Origin of the sequence: Hydrogenophaga sp. 5NK40-0174 (assembly GCF_040372165.1) — a bacterium.
Taxonomy (GTDB): domain Bacteria; phylum Pseudomonadota; class Gammaproteobacteria; order Burkholderiales; family Burkholderiaceae_C; genus Hydrogenophaga.
The window spans coordinates 18,822-36,007 of sequence record NZ_BAABWG010000005.1; the positions used below are offsets into that span (position 1 = coordinate 18,822).

Below are 17,186 nucleotides of genomic sequence, written 5' to 3' on the forward strand. Positions count from 1 at the left end.
TGGTGACGATATCCACGGTGGCCTTCTGGGGCTTTGTGCTGGCAGTACAGCTCGGCGGCTTCCAGTCGCACGCGCAAAGTGCTCCGGCCAAGGCCAAGTTGGAGCTCACGCTCAAGGAAGTGGCCAGGCACGACAACGTCAAAGACTGCTGGATGGTGATCAACAACGAGGTCTACAACTTCACCGGCTACATCCCCAAGCACCCCTCGCCACCTTCCGTGATGCTGCGCCACTGCGGCAAGGAGGCGACCGACGCCTTCGCGACCAAGGAAGTGGGCCGGGAACACTCGGCCTATGCCCAGAAACTGCTCAACGACTACCACCTGGGACCGCTGGCCAACACCACGTCCAATGAACTCAAAGAACCTTCGGTCCTGATCAAGAACAAGTGAATCCGCCAGACCGTTCACTGCACATTCGCTTCACACAAGCGGGCCACAATGCGCCCATGACGAACCCGAGCCTGTTCACCCGAATCCGAGCCGCCGGCTACCCCGTGGTGCTGGCCATGGCCGTTGCCATGGGCGGTGGCGGTGTGGCCACATCAGCGCATGCCGCCACCTTCGACCTGCCGCCAATCGACCCCATCGCGCACTATCAGCCCAAGTTGCCGCTGCAGGTGCTGACCAGCGACGGCGTGGAACTGGCGCAGTTTGGCGTGGAGCGACGCGAGTATGTCCCGATCGAGCGCATTCCCAAGATGCTGCAGGATGCCTTGCTGGCGGTGGAAGACGCCCGGTTCCGCGAGCACTCGGGTGTCGACCCGAAGGGCATGGCCCGCGCCGTGGTGTCCATGCTGACCGGTGGCAGGCGCCAGGGCGCATCCACCATCACACAGCAGCTGGTCAGAACCATGCTGCTCACGCGCGAGCTGACCGCCAAGCGAAAGACGCGTGAAATCATGCTGGCGCTCCAGGTAGAGCAGGCCCTGAGCAAAGACCGCATCCTGGAGATCTACATGAACGAGATCTTCCTGGGCCAGCGGGCGTACGGGTTTGCCGCGGCTTCCCGCACCTACTTCGGCAAGTCCATGGACGAGCTGAGCGTGGCCGAAATCGCAGTGCTCGCCGGCCTGCCTCAAAACCCGCACTATGCCAACCCGGTGGCCAACTATGACCGGGCCATCGCCCGCCAGCGCAAGGTGCTCGAACGCATGCTGGCCAACGACGTCCTGGACAAGAAGGCCTACCAGGCAGCCCTGGCCGAGAAGGTGGTGCTGCACACCCGCCAGCCACGCCAGGTCAATGGTGGCTACGTGGCAGAAATGGCGCGACAACAGGTCGTCAAGCAATTTGGCGAGATCGCCTACTCCAAGGGTCTGCGCGTCATCACCTCACTCAGATCGGGCGAGCAGCAGGCCGCACATGAAGCCGTGCGCAGGCAGCTGCTCGCCTATGACGCCACCCAGGCCTGGCGCGGACCGGAAGCACGGGAAGACCTGCCCAAGGCCAAAGGGGCTGATGAAGAGAGGCTGGCAGCCGAAGCACTCAAAGGCCATCGCGATGACGACATGTTGCGTGCCGCCATCGTTCTGGAGGCCAGTCCGAAGCAGGTGGTGGCCCTGCTGTCTGACGGAAACCGTGTGACCATTCGCGGCGACGGCCTCGCGCGCGCCAAAGCGGGCCTGCAGGCCAAGGCCAGACCGGAGCTGCGCATCGGACGTGGCGCCATCGTGCGGGTGATGCACGGCGGTCGCTCGCAGCCGGCGTGGTCCATCGTGCAGTGGCCCGAAGCCGAAGCGGCCCTGGTGGCGCTTGACAGTCAGACCGGACGTGTCCGTGCCCTCGTGGGCGGGTTCGACTTCAGCCGTCAGCCGTTCAACCGTGCGACCCAGGCCTGGCGGCAACCCGGTTCTAGCTTCAAGCCGATCCTGTACTCGGCCGCACTGGAATCGCGGGTCATGCCATCGACGCTCATCGACGACCTGCCGCTGTCCACCGGCGATGGCTGGGCGCCCGACAACAGCCATGGCGCTGGCGAAGGCGCCATCACCTTGCGCAAGGCGCTCACCGTCTCCAGCAACCTGGCCAGCGTCCGGGTGCTGGGCCATGTGGGCGTACCCACTGCTCTGGAGTGGAGCAAGCGCTTCGGACTGGACCCGCAACGCCAACCCTCGGACCTGACACTGGCGCTGGGCACCGGTGCCGTCACACCCATGCAAATGGCGCGTGCCTACGCCGTTTTTGCCAACGGCGGCTATCTGGTCTCACCCGTCATCATCGAGCGAGTAGAGGATGCCAACGGCAAGGTGCTGTTCGAAGCCGCCCGTGCGCAGGCCACCCCCTCTCCCACGCGCGTCATCTCTCGCCGCAATGCGTTTGTCATGGACTCGCTGCTCAACGACGTCACCCGCACTGGCACGGCAGCTGCCGCGCAGCGCAGTTTGCGTCGCAGTGACCTGCACGGCAAGACCGGCACGACCGATCAGGCGGTGGATGCCTGGTTTGCGGGCTATCACAGCAGCGTCGCGGCAGTGAGCTGGATGGGCTATGACGTGCCTCGCAGCCTGGGCAGTGGCGGCTCGGGCAGTCGGCTGGCTCTGCCCATCTGGATTGACTACATGCGGGTTGCGCTGCAAGGCGTCCCTTCGACACCATTGCCGGATGCGCCACCTGGACTGGTGTTTCGCAACGACGACTGGGTCTACGGAGAGTGGCTCGAAGGCGGCGCGGTGGCCAGCATCACGGATGCACAGGGCACCGTCTATGCTGCACCCCGCGTGCAGATGGAAGAGATCGTCACGCCAACACTCTCTGGTGCCACCGCCCCCACAGCAGGCCGTGATGCGGCACCGACGCCATCGGCCGCGCATTCGCCAGCGGCGGCGCCCACGACCTCCTCTTCACCGACCGTGCAGCCGGGCCGCGCCGGACGCCCGGCACCCGGGCTGTTCGGCTTTCCCCGCTCAGGCGATCTATAGGCTCTCGGGGGGACAGACACCCCGTCGGCAGCTACCCCCTTAAACAAAAACGCCGGCATCGCCGGCGTTTTGTCTTTTCTGCACCAGAACAGGCGCAATCGCTGCGGATCAGAATGCGGATCAGGCGCCGCAGATGCGGGCTTTGGCCTGGGCGTATTCGTCCTTCAGGCGTGCCACCAGATCGGCAGCGGGCACGATCTTGTTGATGGACCCTATGCCCTGGCCACAACCCCAGATGTCTTTCCAGGCCTTGGCATTGTTGCCGCTCTCGCCCGTGGAGAAATTCATCTTGCTCGGATCGCTCTCGGGCAGATTGTCCGGGTCCATGCCGGCTTTGCGGATACTGCCCTTGAGGTAGTTGCCGTGCACACCGGTGTAGAAGTTGCTGTAGACAATATCGTCGGAGTTGCTGTCGCACACCATCTGCTTGTAGCCTTCAACAGCACGCGCTTCATTCGTGGCGATGAAGGCAGAACCCATGTAGGCGAAATCGGCACCCATGGCTTGCGCGGCCAGGATGGCGCCGCCAGAGGCGATGGAGCCCGACAAAGCCAGCGGGCCGTCGAACCACTCGCGGATCTCCTGCACCATGGCAAACGGGCTCTTCACGCTGGCGTGACCGCCGGCACCTGCTGCCACCGGGATCAGGCCGTCAGCGCCCTTTTCGATGGCCTTGCGGGCAAACACGTTGTTGATGACGTCATGCATGACCACGCCACCCCAGCTGTGCACGCCCTGGTTCACGTCTTCACGCGCGCCCAGGCTGGTGATGATGATGGGCACCTTGTACTTGGCGCACAGCGCCATATCGGTTTCCAGGCGGTCGTTGCTCTTGTGAACGATCTGGTTGATGGCAAACGGTGCGGATGGATTGTCCGGGTTCGCCTTGTCGTGCGCAGCCAGCGTTTCGGTGATTTCCGCCAGCCACTCATCGAGTTGGGAGGCCGGACGGGCATTGAGCGCAGGCATGGAGCCGACGATGCCGGCCTTGCATTGAGCGATCACGAGCTGGGGGTTGCTGATGATGAACAGCGGTGAGCCGATGACCGGAAACGGGATCTTGCCCAGGGCACCGGGCAATTGACGAGGCGTGGCAGACATGTTGTCTCCTTGTATGCAGGGTCTGCGAAAGAAAAAGAAACGGGCCGATGGCGATCTGGCGCCAGACAACCGCTGCAGGGGGTCGGCCCTGGCGGCCGCCCTCTGTTCGAAAGATCAGGAAATCAGAAGTCGTCGACCGACAGCGCCATGACGGTGTCCGCGCCGTCCACCACCGCATCGCGCACGCCCTGGGCGCGGGTGAGGATGTGGTCGGCATAGAAACGGGCGGTGGCGATCTTGGACTTCATGAAAGGTGCGTCGTTGCCGCCGGCCAGCTGGTCTTCGGCCACCATCAACGCCCGACCCAGCTGCCAGCCAGCCATGAGGTTGCCGGCGAGCATCAGGTAGGGCACGCTGCCAGCAAAAGCGGCGTTGGGGTTGCTGCGGCCATTGCCGGCAATGAAGTCCACCACGTCGATAAAAGCTTCGCGGGCTGCCTTGAGGCGTGAGGCCACGGCTTTGGCATCGGCGCTGTCGCGCTTGAGCAGCTCGGCTTCCGTCTGCGCCACTTGCTCGGCGATGGCTTTGGCGGTGGTGCCGCCGTCACGCGAAGTCTTGCGGCCGACCAGGTCGTTCGCCTGGATGGCGGTGGTGCCTTCGTAGATGGTCAAAATCTTGGCGTCGCGGTAGTACTGGGCAGCACCGGTTTCCTCGATAAAGCCCATGCCACCGTGCACTTGCACACCCAGGCTGGTCACTTCCAGGCTCATCTCGGTGCTGTAGCCTTTGACCAGCGGCACCAGGAATTCGTAGAAAGTGGCGTTCTGCTTGCGCACCTCGGCGTCCGGGTGATGGTGCGCGGCGTCGTAAGCCGATGCGGCCACAGATGCCATGGCGCGGCAGCCTTCGGTGAAGGCGCGCATGGTCATGAGCATGCGGCGCACGTCCGGGTGGTGAATGATGGGTGCTCCCGTGCTCATGCTGCCATCCACCGGGCGACTCTGCACACGGTCCTTGGCGTAGGCCACGGCCTTCTGGTACGCGCGCTCGGCAATGGCGATGCCTTGCACGCCCACGGCGTAGCGGGCAGCGTTCATCATGATGAACATGTATTCCAGGCCGCGGTTTTCTTCACCGACCAGGTAGCCGATGGCGCCACCGTTATCGCCGTATTGCAGCACGGCCGTGGGCGATGCCTTGATGCCCATCTTGTGTTCGATGGAAACGCAGTGCACGTCGTTGCGGTCACCCAGTGAGCCATCGGCATTGACCATGAATTTGGGCACCACAAACAGGCTGATGCCCTTGACGCCCTCAGGGGCGCCCTGCACGCGGGCCAGCACCAGGTGGACAATGTTGTCCGCCATGTCGTGCTCGCCATAGGTGATGAAGATCTTGGTGCCAAAGATCTTGTAGCTGCCGTCGGGCAGCGGCTCGGCGCGCGAGCGAACAGCGGCCAGATCCGAGCCGGCCTGTGGCTCGGTCAGGTTCATGGTGCCACTCCACTCACCGCTGATGAGCTTCTCCAGATAGATGCTCTTGAGCTCGTCGCTGCCTGCCGTCAGCAGGGCTTCGATGGCGCCGTCGGTGAGCAGCGGGCACAGTGCAAAGCTCATGTTGGCACTGTTGAGCATTTCGCCGCAGGCCGCTCCAATGGTCTTGGGCAAACCCTGGCCGCCGAAATCCACCGGATGTTGCAGACCCTGCCAGCCGCCTTCGCTGTATTGCTTGTAGGCGTCCTTGAAGCCGGGCGTGGTGACGACGTTGCCGTCTTTGAAGTAAGAAGGGTCTTTGTCGCCTTCGAAATTCAGCGGCGCGATGACGCCCTCATTGAGCTTGGCGCACTCTTCCAGAACCGCCTGCGCTGTTTCCAGGCCTGCGTCTTCGAAGCCGGGCAGCTCGGCCACTTTGTCGATCCTGGCCAGATGCTCGATGTTGAAGAGCATGTCCTTCTGGGGTGCTGAGTAGCTCATGTGGGTCGTCTCCGGGTATTCAAAAAATCAGCTCCATGGCAGGAGCGCGTTTTTCTTGGGTTTATTGTCTGCACACCGACAAAGGAAGGCGGCACCCTCCTCTGCCAGATGCAAACGGCAAGCAGCCAGCGGCTGATTACAGCGCCTTGACCAGCTCAGGCACGGCCTCGAACAGGTCGGCTTCCAGGCCGTAGTCGGCCACGCTGAAGATCGGGGCTTCCGGGTCCTTGTTGATCGCCACGATCACCTTGGAGTCCTTCATGCCGGCCAAGTGCTGAATGGCGCCGGAGATGCCCGCGGCCACATACAGCTGAGGCGCGACGATCTTGCCCGTCTGGCCGACCTGCAGGTCGTTGGGCGCGTAGCCCGCGTCCACCGCCGCGCGGCTGGCACCGATGGCGGCGCCGAGCTTGTCGGCCAGCGGCGTCATCACTTCGTTGAACTTCTCGCTGCTGCCCAGCGCACGACCACCGGAGACGATGATCTTGGCGGCCGTCAGCTCAGGGCGGTCGCTCTTGGCCAGCTCGCTGCCCACAAAGCTGCTCTTGCCCAGGCCAGCAGTGGCCGCAGGCGTGTCCACTGCAGCACTGCCACCGGAAGCCGCAGCGGCATCAAAGCCGGTGGTGCGCACGGTGATGACCTTCTTGGCGTCGCTGCTTTGCACAGTGGCGATGGCGTTGCCGGCGTAAATGGGGCGCTCGAAGGTGTCGGCGCTCACCACCTTGGTGATGTCGCTGATTTGCGCCACATCGAGCTTGGCCGCCACGCGCGGGGCAATGTTCTTGCCGCTGGCCGTGGCCGGGAACAGGATGTGCTCATAGTCACCTGCGATGGCCAGCACTTGCGCGGCCACCTCTTCAGCCAGGACGTGGGCCAGGGCGTCGGCGTCCACATGGATCACCTTGGCCACACCGGCGATTTGTGCGGCAGCCGCAGCGGCGCCACCGGCGTTGTGACCGGCCACCAGCACATGCACATCACCCCCGCAAGCCGCAGCGGCCGTGACGGTGTTGAGCGTGGCGCCCTTGATCGAAGCGTTGTCGTGTTCTGCAATAACCAAAGAAGTCATGACAGGATTTCCTTAAATTCTTGATAGCTTTAAAACCAGATACAGACCGAATACCAGTGACTCGAACCACCAGGAACCCGAAGATCCGGCTTCGCCGGTCCAAAGGGTTCGCCCCCCTTCCAGGGGGGAGCGGGCTGCGCCCGCGCGGGGGGTCAGATCACCTTCGCTTCGTTCTTGAGCTTGTCCACCAGCGTGGCCACGTCCGGCACCTTGATACCGGCGCTGCGCTGTGGCGGCTCGCTGACCTTGAGCGTCTTCAAGCGCGGAGCCACGTCCACTCCCAGATCTTCCGGCGTCACGGTCTCCATCGGCTTTTTCTTGGCCTTCATGATGTTGGGCAGCGTGACATAACGCGGCTCATTCAGGCGCAAGTCGGTGGTGATGACCGCCGGCATGGCGACGGAGAGCGTTTCCAGACCGCCATCAATCTCGCGCGTGACCTTGGCTTTGTCGCCTTCGACTTCCACTTTGGAGGCAAAGGTGGCTTGCGGCATGTCGGCCAGGGCGGCGAGCATCTGGCCGGTCTGGTTGGCGTCGTCGTCGATCGCCTGCTTGCCCAGGATCACCAGCTGCGGCTGCTCCTTGTCCACCAGGGCCTTGAGCAGCTTGGCCACGGCCAGGGGCTGCAGCTCGGCATCGGTCTGCACCAGGATGGAACGGTCGGCACCAATGGCCATGGCCGTGCGCAGGGTTTCCTGGCACTGCTGAACACCGCAAGAGACGGCGATCACTTCAGTGACCACGCCTTTTTCTTTCAGACGCACGGCTTCTTCCACCGCAATCTCGTCAAACGGGTTCATGCTCATCTTGACGTTGGCAATGTCAACGTCGGTGTTGTCGCTCTTGACACGCACCTTCACGTTGTAGTCCACCACGCGTTTGACGGGGACGATGACCTTCATGCTAGTTGGCTCCTCATGGATGGGTGGAAATCAGAGTTGACGTATACGTCAACTTCGTGAGATTGTATGCCGCGATGGCACTGAATGACATTCAAAGGCCGTCAGACAGCCATACCGACGCGGAATGACAGAAAAAAGGCCGCTCGAAATAAACGAACGGTCGTGCTTTTTTGCGATTATAGGTGAGAGGTGGAAACTGGTCAAAAGCCGGAGACGAAACCCCTTGCAAACGCCCGCCATTGAGGCTGGCAAGACAGCGCGAAAAGCATGCGGAGTAACCCTTGTTCGGGTAATCGCTGATGCCTGGCTGTTGGCAAACTATTTATATTTCGTAACTATATCGAAGATCGAGAAAAAGCTCGGTCCATCAACTCATCCACCTACAGGAGACCCCCCATGAAGCTGCGCCCCATGATCGCCGCCTTGCTCGCCGCCGGAACGGCTGCCACCGCCACCGCCGGCACCACGTTCACGGTGTCCAGCTGGGTACCACCGACCCACACCTTGAGCGTTTCGCAAAAGGAGTGGTGCGATCTGCTGGCCAAGGAAAGCGCTGGCGAGATGACCTGCAACATCCTGCCCAAGGCTGTGGCATCCCCTCCAGGCACCTTCGACGCTGTGCGCGACGGCCTGGCTGATATCTCCTACACCGTTGACGGCTACACCCCAGGCCGCTTCATCAACACCCAGGTGGCAGAGTTCCCTTTCCTGGGCGACAGCGCCACGGCAACCTCGGTGGCCTACCAGCGCATTTATTCCAAGCACTTCGCTCCTATGGGTGAGCACAAGGGCGTGCACGTTCTGGGCGTGTTCACCCACGGCCCCGGCATCATCTTCTCGAGCGACAAGCCTGCCAAATCGGTGGCAGACGTGGCCAGCATGAAGCTGCGCATTGGTGGCGGCAACATCGTCGAGCTGACCAAGGCCCTGGGCTGGAACGCCACGCTCAAGCCAGCCACTCAATCGTTCGAACTGCTCTCGACCGGCGTGATGGACGGAACGACCTTCCCTGACGAGTCGATCAAGTCCTTCAAGCTGAGCATGATCAAGCACGCCACCACCTTCCCGGGCGGCCTGTACAACACCAGCTTCGTCTTCATGATGAACCAGGACAAGTACAAGAGCCTGTCCGACAAGGAAAAGGCCATCGTCGACAAGATCTCCGGTGAAACCGTGGCGCGCATCTGGGGCGCCGGCTGGGACAAGGTCGACGCCGTCTCACGGGATACTGTGCAGAAGGAGCAAGGCGTGCAGCGCACCCAGGCCGACGACGCCTTCATCGCTGCCGTCAAAGCCAAGCAGACCGATCTGGAAGCCAAATGGGCCAAGGCTGCTGGCGAGAAAGGCCTGAAGGATCCGGAAGGCGTGCTCAAGGAGTTCCGCGCCGAGATCGCCAAAGTCAAGTAAACAGGTTTCTGTTTCACTTGTTCACCCCAAGCGGGGCAGCAGGTATCCACTGCTGCTCTGCCCGCCGGCCCGGCGGCATCACCCGATGCCGGCCGGCCGGTCTTTTTTTGTGTTCTGATCGGGGCTGATCGCTGCCCGTCTCGCACAACGCTCACATGCATAAAACGCTGGAAAAACTGCTCAACTGGTCCTCTGGCCTCATTGCAGCCATGGCTTTGTTCTCCATCATGTGGCTGACCTTTGTCGACGTGATGGGCCGAAAGTTCTGGGAACGCTCCGTTCCGGGCAGCGTGGAACTGACGGAAATTCTCCTCATCATGGTGATCTTCGGTGCCCTGCCCCTGGTGTCCTGGCGCGCGGAACACGTGGTGTTCGACTCCATGGATGCATTCATTCCTGACTGGCTCAAGGACATCCAGGGCCGATTGGTGAACCTGATTACTGGTGGCATGTTCGGCTTTCTGTCCTGGCTGATGATGCAGCGCGCCGAGCGCCTGGCCGAGTACGGCGACATCACTGACCATCTGCAAATTTCTCTCGCACCTGTGGCATGGGGCATGGCTGCATTGCTCGCCCTGTCTGCACTGGTGCATGCATTCTTCATGATCTTCCCCAACCCCGCACACACCCACACGCCCGGAGATGCCGCATGACCGAAGCTGCACTGGGTTTTCTGGCCGTCTTTGCGCTGGCCTTCATGCGGGTGCCGCTGGCGGCGTCCATGGCCATTGCCGGGATTGCCGGGCTGGGGTTGATGCGAGGCTGGACACCGGCCTTTGCCAGCGCCTCGCTGGCCGTTTATGAAACGGGCTTCAACTACCTGCTCTCCGTCATTCCGCTGTTCGTGTTGATGGGCAATTTTGTCTCTCGTGCGGGCATGGCGCGCGAGCTGTTCATGGCGGCCAATGCCTTCATCGGCCACAAGCGCGGCGGCCTGGCCATGGCCAGCATCATCGCCTCGGGCGGTTTTGGCTCGATCTGCGGCTCTTCCATCGCCACTGCGGCCACGATGACTCGGGTGGCCTATCCGGAAATGAAGGCACACGGCTACAAGGATGGCCTGGCCGCCGGTGCCATTGCCTCTGGCGGTACGCTGGGCATCATGATTCCCCCGTCCACCATTCTGGTGATCTACGGCATCATCACCGAAACCGAGATCGGAAAGCTGTTCATCGCCGGCATCATTCCCGGTCTGGTGGCCATTGTCTGCCTGTGCCTTGCCGTGGTCTTCGTGACCTGGCGCGACCCGGAAGCGGGACCTCCTGCGGAGAAGTTCAACTGGGAGGAACGCCTTCAGGCCTTCAGCAAGATCTGGGGCGTGGCGCTGCTTTTTGTGCTGGTGATCGGCGGCATTTACGGGGGCGTGTTCACGGCCACCGAAGGTGCCGGCATCGGTGCGGCGGGTGCGTTCGTGTTTGCTCTGTTGCGCCGGACCCTCACGCCCAAGCTGGTGCTGCAGATCCTGATCGAAAGCGCACGCACGACAGCCATGCTCTTCGCCATTCTGATCGGTGCAGAGATCTTCACCAACTTTGTGAACTTCACGACCATGCCGGGCGATTTGCGCGACTTCGTGATGTCGTTCCAGCCACATCCGATCATGGTGGTGATTGTGATGATGGGCATTTACCTGGCGCTGGGCATGGTGATGGAAGAGCTGGCCATTGTGCTGCTGACCATTCCGGTCTTCTTCCCGGTGATCACCGGTCTGGGCTATGACCCGATCTGGTTTGGCATCCTGATCGTCACCATTGTGGAAATCGGTTTGATATCACCGCCGGTGGGATTGAACCTGTTCGTGGTGAACTCACTGCTGCCAGACGTGAAACTGATCACCATCTACAAGGGCGTGTGGCCGTTTGTGCTGGCGGATGTGGGGCGCCTGGCGATCCTGATTGCCATTCCGCCGCTGGCACTGTGGCTACCGGGCCTGATGCAATAGCCGACACAGACACGCCAAAACCACTCCCTTTGAAGAAAAGGGAAAACAAAAAGGCGCCACTGGCGCCTTTTTTCTGTCGTTCCAGCAGGACGTGTTCTCGCGCTGTTTGTGCGTTCGATTGACTTGTTCAGGTCTGGCGCCAGGCGGGGGGGCGTTTGTCGATAAAGGCCTGAACGCCTTCCTGCGCCACGTCAGCCATCATGTTGCAGGCCATGGTGTGCCCTGCCAGTTGATAGGCCGAGCCCATGCCGGTCTCGAGCTGGCGGTAGAACAGCACCTTGCCCATGGCGATGGCTTCACGCGGTTTGGCGACGATCTGGTCGACCAGTTGCGCCACCGTTTCGTCCAGTGATTCGACGGGCACAACGCGGTTGACCAGCCCACGCTCGCGCGCCTCCTGGGCCGAGATGAATCCACCTGTGAGCAGCATTTCCATCGCTTGCTTGGGTTGCATGTTGCGCGACAGTGCCACGCTCGGTGTCGAGCAGAACAGCCCCACATCGATGCCGTTGACACCAAAGCTGGCGGCGTCGGCGGCCACGGCCAGATCGCATTGGGCCACCAGCTGGCAGCCGGCAGCCGTGGCCAGTGCATGCACCCGGGCAATCACGGGCACCTCCAGGGCGCGAAGACTCATCATGAACCGGGTGCACTGGTCAAACAGCTGCTTGTACCAGTCGTGCTCCGGGTGCGCACGCATTTCCTTGAGGTCGTGGCCGGCACAAAAAGCCTTGCCCGTGCTGGCGATGACGAGCACCCTGGCAGAGTCATCCGACTTGACCGTATCCACTGCCGTCTGCAACTGCGCGAGCATGGCGGACGACAGGGCGTTGAAGGCTCTGGGCTGGTTGAGCATCAGCGTGTACACGCCCCGGTCGTCGCGCTGCAAGCTGGCCAATGGTTCGCTCATGCTGAATGTCTCCTACGGGTAAACGGGCGCGCAGCCCCTGTCACACCTTGGCCAGGACGCGAAGGTGCGCTTCCACGCTGCGGGCCAGGGAGCTGAGGTCGTAGCCCCCTTCGAGGCAGCTGACGATGCGCCCCTTGGCATGCCGCTGGGCCACCTCCATGATGCGCTCGGTCAGCCAGGCGTAGTCCTGCTCCACCAGCGCAAGCTGCCCCATGTCATCTTCGCGATGGGCGTCGAACCCGGCGCTGACGAAGATCATCTGCGGCTTGTGGGCATCGAGCCTGGGCAGCCACATCATGTCGACCATCTCGCGAATGTCCATGCCTTTGGTATAGGCTGGCACCGGAAGGTTGACCAGGTTGGGCGCGTTCGCATGATCCCATTCCGGGTAGTAGGGATGCTGGTAGAAGCTGCACATCAGGATTCGATCGTCCCCCGCGACAATGTCTTCCGTTCCGTTGCCGTGGTGAACATCGAAATCGATGATGGCCACACGCTTGAGGCCATGCCGCTGCAACGCGTACTTGGCGGCCACCGCCACATTGTTCACAAAGCAAAAGCCCATGGCAGCCCTGCGTGTTGCATGATGGCCAGGTGGGCGTGTGGCGCAAAAGGCATTGGCCAGCTCGCCAGCCATCACGGCATCGGTGGCATCGATGGCGGCTCCCGCAGACATGAGAATGGCGTCCCAGGAGAACTCGTTGAGCGAGGTGTCGGGATCGACCTGCACATGGGTCGGGCCACCTGCAGCGATCTCGTCCCGCAGCCCGTCGGAGAGGCCTCGCAGCGCCGCCACGTGCATGCGGTCATGGGCCAACTCGATATCGGCCAGCGCTGCGGCCGTGGCTTCCCGGCGCTCCAGGGCGACATCCAGGCCGGAGACCAGCAGCCGGTCTTCGATGGCGTCGAGCCGTGTGGGGCACTCGGGATGACCCGCCCCCATCTCATGTTTCCAACAGCTTTTGTGGGTGTAGTAGCCGGTCGCGTGTCCCATGGCGGTTTTACGGTATGTTCGGGTTTATGCAAGCCGATACAAAACTGCAACAGCTGCTCAGCCAGCTTAACACGGTGATTGCCGGAAAACCGCAACAGGTGGGGCATTGTGTGACCTGCCTGCTCGCGGGTGGCCACCTCTTGATCGAAGACGTTCCGGGTGTCGGCAAGACGACCCTCGCCCATGCGCTGGCGCGCTCATTCGGACTGGCGTTTTCGCGGGTTCAGTTCACCGCAGACCTGATGCCGGGAGATCTCATCGGGGTGTCGGTGTACGAGCGTGGCAAGGAAGGCTTTGTCTTCCATCCGGGGCCGGTATTTACCCAGGTGCTGCTGGCCGACGAGATCAACCGCGCCAGCCCGAAGACACAGAGTGCACTGCTCGAGGCAATGGAGGAGCAACAGGTCACGGTCGAAGGCGAGACACGTGCCCTGCCCTCGCCGTTCTTCGTGATCGCGACGCAGAACCCCCTGGACCAGCTGGGCACTTATGCCCTGCCCGAATCCCAACTGGATCGCTTCCACATGCGCATCTCGCTGGGGTACCCGGACCGTGCAGCGGAGCGCAGTTTGCTTCAGGGCCAGGACAGGCGCGAAATGCTGTCCGACCTGCCCGCCGTTCTGACCCCTGCCGACCTGGCCCGGCTGCGGCAGGCGGTAGAGGCTGTGCACACAGCCGACCCCGTTCTCGACTACCTTCAAGACCTGATCGCTGCAACCCGCAACGGCCACTGGTTCGTGCAGGGCCTCTCGCCCAGGGCAGCCCTGGCTGTGGTCAGGGCCGCCAAGGCTCAGGCTTTTGTCCAGGGCAGAGAGTACGTGGCACCGGACGACATCGTCGACATCCTGCCACTGACGATCGCCCACCGACTCGTGCCGGTCAGTACCTCCGGCAAGGGAGCGACAGAACAGGTCCGCGCCATGATCGACGCGGTGCCGCTTCCCTGAGAGCGGCGCCCATGGGCTCCTTCGCATCTGCTCGCCCTGAGGCCCGCCCCGGCTTGAAAGCCGGGCCTGCGGGAACACAGCCTTTGCAGCGGGCGCGCCAGCGTATCCAGGGCTGGTTTCTCTCCCGCATCCCACCCAGTGACAACGTCGAGCTGACCCAGCGCAACGTTTACATCCTGCCCACCAGGGCCGGCGCCATGCTGGCGTTGACCCTGATGGTGCTGCTGGTTGGAAGCATCAACTACCAGCTCAACCTGGGCTACCTGCTCACCTTCCTCATCGCCGGCAGTGCAGCGGCGGGCATGCACTGGGCGCATGGCAACCTGCGCGGGCTGAACCTGCACATGCTGCCGCCAGCGCCCGTGCATGCCGACCAGCCGGCCATATTGCCCGTCAAGCTCGAGAACAGCGCCAGAAAGAACCGGCATGCCATCGCGGTGAGCCTGGCTGAAGCGCGCTCGGACGCAGGTGACACCGCCGCCACGGTGGACGTTGTGGCCGGAGGTAGCGCATCTGTGGACCTCAACTGGGCGCCGCCTGGGCGTGGCCTGCATGCTTTGCCGCCGCTTCGGGCACAAACCTTCTTCCCCATGGGTACTTTCCGGGTGTGGACCATCTGGCGGCCGGCAGCCAGGCTACTGGTGTATCCGGCACCAGAGATGCATCCACCCGGCCTGCCTGCGGGTCAGTCAGACGCCCCGGTCGAAGGGGTGAGCCGAACGCACAGCAGCGGCGAGTTCGACGGCGTTCGCCCCTACCGGCGAGGAGACGCGCAGAAGACCGTCGTTTGGCGCAAATCGGCAAATGCCATCTCTGCTGGTCGCAGCGAACTGGTCAGCCGCGACAACGCCGGCGCCCAGCACACGCAGCTTTGGCTGGATCAATCCAGCTGTGGAGCGTCTGGCAAAGACGCTCAGCTCAGTCGCCTGACGGCCTGGGTATTGCTGGCGGACAGGCTGGACCTCGACTACGGCCTGCGCGTTGGTGGCCAGGAAATTGCACCCGCATCCGGTCAGGCCCACAAGGCGGCCTGTCTTGAAAGGCTTGCGCTGTGCTGAAGCACACCGGTGCACGGCTGGAGAGTCTTCCCAGGGAAGTGCGGGACACGCTGTTCCTGCTCGCGGTGGTGAGCTGGATCATCTTGCTGCAAGCACCCAATATCCCCATCTCGACAACCGTGGTCAGCCTGGGGGCCGTGGCATGGCGTGCACGAACCACGTTGCTCGGGCGCCCATTGCCAGGCTGGCCGCTTCGCATTGCATGGCTGATCGCGGCGCTGGTGGGAACGGCCATGCACTACCACACGCTGCTGGGCAAGGAGCCCGGTGTTTCACTGGTGATCGCACTGCTGGCGCTCAAGAACCTGGAGATGCGCGCCAAGCGCGACGCCTTCGTGTTGTTCTTTCTCGGGTTCTTCGCCCTGCTGACCCACCTGTTCTACTCACAATCCCTGCTGAGTGCTGCGGGCATCGTGATCGGCCTGATGGGCTTGCTCACGGGATTGGTCAATGCCCACATGCCGGCCGGTCACCCGAGTATTCGGACCAGTGCCGGCATCGCCTCGAAGCTGGTGCTGACAGGTGCGCCTGTGATGGTGGCGCTGTTCGTGCTCTTCCCCCGGATTGATCCGCTGTGGGGCCTGCCCGCCGAGAAGCAGGCAGGGTCGACCGGTTTGTCGGAGACCATGGAAATCGGCCAGATCACGGAACTGGCCCTGTCGGACGAAGTGGCCTTCCGGGTGAATTTCGACGGTGCCGTCCCTCCTGATGGCGATCTCTATTTCCGAGGCCCGGTGTTGGCCAGCTTCGACGGGCGCCGGTGGACGCGCGAGCGCCGCCCGGCCAGTGCGCTGGCACGCCGGGGAGCATCCTTCGACCAGCTCGGACGCCCCATCAAGTACGAGATCCTGATGGAGCCTCACGGCCTGGCATCACTGCTCACACTGGACCTGACGGTGAGGGCGCCGGCCGGCCTGAGCAACAGGTCGCGACTGACGTCTTCAGGCCAGTGGCGTACCGAACGCCCCATCCGTTCGCTGGTGCGGTACAGCGGCGAAGCACATCTTGACTACCGACTGGAACCAGACCTGGCCCCTGAGGAACGCCTGCCGTTTCTTTACCTGCCGCGAGGCTCAAACCCCCGAACGGTGGCACTGGGGCAGGACTTGCGCAAGGTCTCGGGCGCCGGGCCCGAAGGAGACGACCGTCTGATCGCGGCCGCCCTCGATCAGCTGCGCACCGGAGGGTACAGCTACACACTTGAGCCCGGGGCATACGGCGCTGATGCGGCCGATCAGTTCTGGTTCGACACCAAAGAAGGCTTCTGCGAGCACATCGCCAGCAGTTTCGTGATCCTGGCCCGGGCCTCAGGCATTCCCGCCCGGATCGTGACCGGATACCTGGGCGCAGAGAACAACACCTTCGACGGACAGTGGATCGTCAGGCAACGCAATGCGCATGCCTGGACCGAGCTGTGGCTGCACGGTCGCGGATGGGTGCGGATAGACCCCACAGGTGCTGTGTTTCCTGGCCGCCTGGGGCGGCTGGAGAGCCTGACGCTTCCCTCCTCAGGGCTGAGCGGAGCGGTGGCGAGCATGAGTCCGACCTGGGGCACGCGACTGCGCAACGCCTGGGATGCCATAGACGGCACCTGGAAAAGGCTGGTGGTGGACTACACGCAGGAAGAGCAACTCAATCTTCTGGAGGCGCTTGGCTTTGACAGCCCCAGCTGGGCCGATCTGGGCTATGTGCTGGCCGGCCTGATCGTCCTGGGGGCAATGCTCGGGGGCGGGTGGTCCTTGTGGGAACGCCGGCACGAAGACCCCTGGCTGCGTTTGCTGAGAAAAGCCCAGCAGCGCATGAGTGCCAAACACCTCATTGCAGCCGAGGACCACCTGCTGACCCCTCGAGGGCTCATGGCCAGACTCAGGGATGCAGACACCGACCCGGCGTTTCTGAGCGACATGGGCAACTGGCTGATGCGCATGGAGCGCATGCGATATGCCAGGGGCAGCCGCGACACTTTGGGTACACTGAAGACACGCTTGGCCCAAATGCGATGGCCCGCCTGACCCGACCCAGC

At 62.8% G+C, this 17,186-nt stretch carries 14 protein-coding genes; 8 read left to right on the forward strand and 6 right to left on the reverse strand.

Going from position 1 to position 17,186, the window contains the following annotated elements:
* Window positions 1-2: 2 nt before the first annotated feature.
* Together ABWV89_RS16660 and ABWV89_RS16665 are read left to right on the forward strand one after the other, a co-directional pair.
* Window positions 3-392, forward strand: coding sequence for a cytochrome b5 domain-containing protein (locus ABWV89_RS16660; protein WP_353399406.1), 390 nt, complete (start codon window positions 3-5; stop codon window positions 390-392).
* 56 nt (window positions 393-448) lie between these two features.
* On the forward strand, window positions 449-2,920 hold the full coding sequence (locus ABWV89_RS16665; protein WP_353399409.1) for a penicillin-binding protein 1A: 2,472 nt from the start codon (window positions 449-451) through the stop codon (window positions 2,918-2,920).
* Between the two features lie 120 nt (window positions 2,921-3,040).
* On the opposite strand, the gene ABWV89_RS16670 is transcribed toward ABWV89_RS16665, so the two are convergent.
* The 4 genes from ABWV89_RS16670 to ABWV89_RS16685 all read right to left on the reverse strand — a co-directional run bounded on the left by ABWV89_RS16670 (window position 3,041) and on the right by ABWV89_RS16685 (window position 7,905).
* A complete protein-coding gene (locus ABWV89_RS16670; protein ID WP_353399411.1) occupies window positions 3,041-4,021 on the reverse strand; it encodes an NAD(P)H-dependent flavin oxidoreductase in 981 nt (326 codons plus the stop codon).
* 122 nt (window positions 4,022-4,143) lie between these two features.
* Window positions 4,144-5,934, reverse strand: coding sequence for an acyl-CoA dehydrogenase (locus ABWV89_RS16675; RefSeq protein WP_353399414.1), 1,791 nt, complete (start codon window positions 5,932-5,934; stop codon window positions 4,144-4,146).
* Window positions 5,935-6,070: 136 nt separating this feature from the next.
* The gene (locus ABWV89_RS16680; RefSeq protein ID WP_353399417.1) at window positions 6,071-7,003 is read right to left on the reverse strand and encodes an electron transfer flavoprotein subunit alpha/FixB family protein; all 933 of its coding nucleotides are present in this window, start codon (window positions 7,001-7,003) and stop codon (window positions 6,071-6,073) included.
* 152 nt (window positions 7,004-7,155) lie between these two features.
* Window positions 7,156-7,905, reverse strand: a complete 750-nt coding sequence (locus ABWV89_RS16685) for an electron transfer flavoprotein subunit beta/FixA family protein (protein WP_353399419.1) — start codon at window positions 7,903-7,905, stop codon at window positions 7,156-7,158.
* Between the two features lie 396 nt (window positions 7,906-8,301).
* Between ABWV89_RS16685 and ABWV89_RS16690 the strand changes: the two genes are divergently transcribed.
* The 3 genes from ABWV89_RS16690 to ABWV89_RS16700 all read left to right on the forward strand — a co-directional run bounded on the left by ABWV89_RS16690 (window position 8,302) and on the right by ABWV89_RS16700 (window position 11,254).
* Window positions 8,302-9,312: a TRAP transporter substrate-binding protein gene (locus tag ABWV89_RS16690; protein WP_353399422.1), complete on the forward strand. Its 1,011-nt coding sequence runs from the start codon at window positions 8,302-8,304 to the stop codon at window positions 9,310-9,312.
* Between the two features lie 155 nt (window positions 9,313-9,467).
* Window positions 9,468-9,965, forward strand: a complete 498-nt coding sequence (locus ABWV89_RS16695) for a TRAP transporter small permease (protein ID WP_353399425.1) — start codon at window positions 9,468-9,470, stop codon at window positions 9,963-9,965.
* A complete protein-coding gene (locus ABWV89_RS16700; RefSeq protein ID WP_353399428.1) occupies window positions 9,962-11,254 on the forward strand; it encodes a TRAP transporter large permease in 1,293 nt (430 codons plus the stop codon). The genes ABWV89_RS16695 and ABWV89_RS16700 overlap by 4 nt, the downstream gene beginning before the upstream one ends.
* A 127-nt stretch (window positions 11,255-11,381) precedes the next feature.
* Here ABWV89_RS16700 and ABWV89_RS16705 read toward each other — a convergent pair whose 3' ends face one another.
* Together ABWV89_RS16705 and ABWV89_RS16710 are read right to left on the reverse strand one after the other, a co-directional pair.
* Window positions 11,382-12,164, reverse strand: coding sequence for an enoyl-CoA hydratase (locus tag ABWV89_RS16705; protein WP_353399431.1), 783 nt, complete (start codon window positions 12,162-12,164; stop codon window positions 11,382-11,384).
* A gap of 40 nt (window positions 12,165-12,204) precedes the next feature.
* Complete coding sequence (locus tag ABWV89_RS16710; RefSeq protein WP_353399434.1) at window positions 12,205-13,158, reverse strand: histone deacetylase family protein; 954 nt, start codon at window positions 13,156-13,158, stop codon at window positions 12,205-12,207.
* Window positions 13,159-13,184: 26 nt separating this feature from the next.
* Here ABWV89_RS16710 and ABWV89_RS16715 point away from each other — a divergent pair, with 26 nt between their 5' ends.
* The 3 genes from ABWV89_RS16715 to ABWV89_RS16725 are packed head-to-tail and all read left to right on the forward strand — an operon-like array spanning window position 13,185 to window position 17,175.
* Window positions 13,185-14,105 (forward strand): AAA family ATPase, encoded by a 921-nt coding sequence (locus ABWV89_RS16715; protein WP_353399437.1) that lies wholly within the window; start codon window positions 13,185-13,187, stop codon window positions 14,103-14,105.
* Between the two features lie 11 nt (window positions 14,106-14,116).
* Window positions 14,117-15,163 (forward strand): DUF58 domain-containing protein, encoded by a 1,047-nt coding sequence (locus ABWV89_RS16720; protein WP_353399440.1) that lies wholly within the window; start codon window positions 14,117-14,119, stop codon window positions 15,161-15,163.
* Window positions 15,157-17,175: a transglutaminase TgpA family protein gene (locus tag ABWV89_RS16725; RefSeq protein WP_353399442.1), complete on the forward strand. Its 2,019-nt coding sequence runs from the start codon at window positions 15,157-15,159 to the stop codon at window positions 17,173-17,175. Before ABWV89_RS16720 ends, ABWV89_RS16725 begins: the two co-directional genes overlap by 7 nt.
* Window positions 17,176-17,186 lie beyond the last annotated feature (11 nt).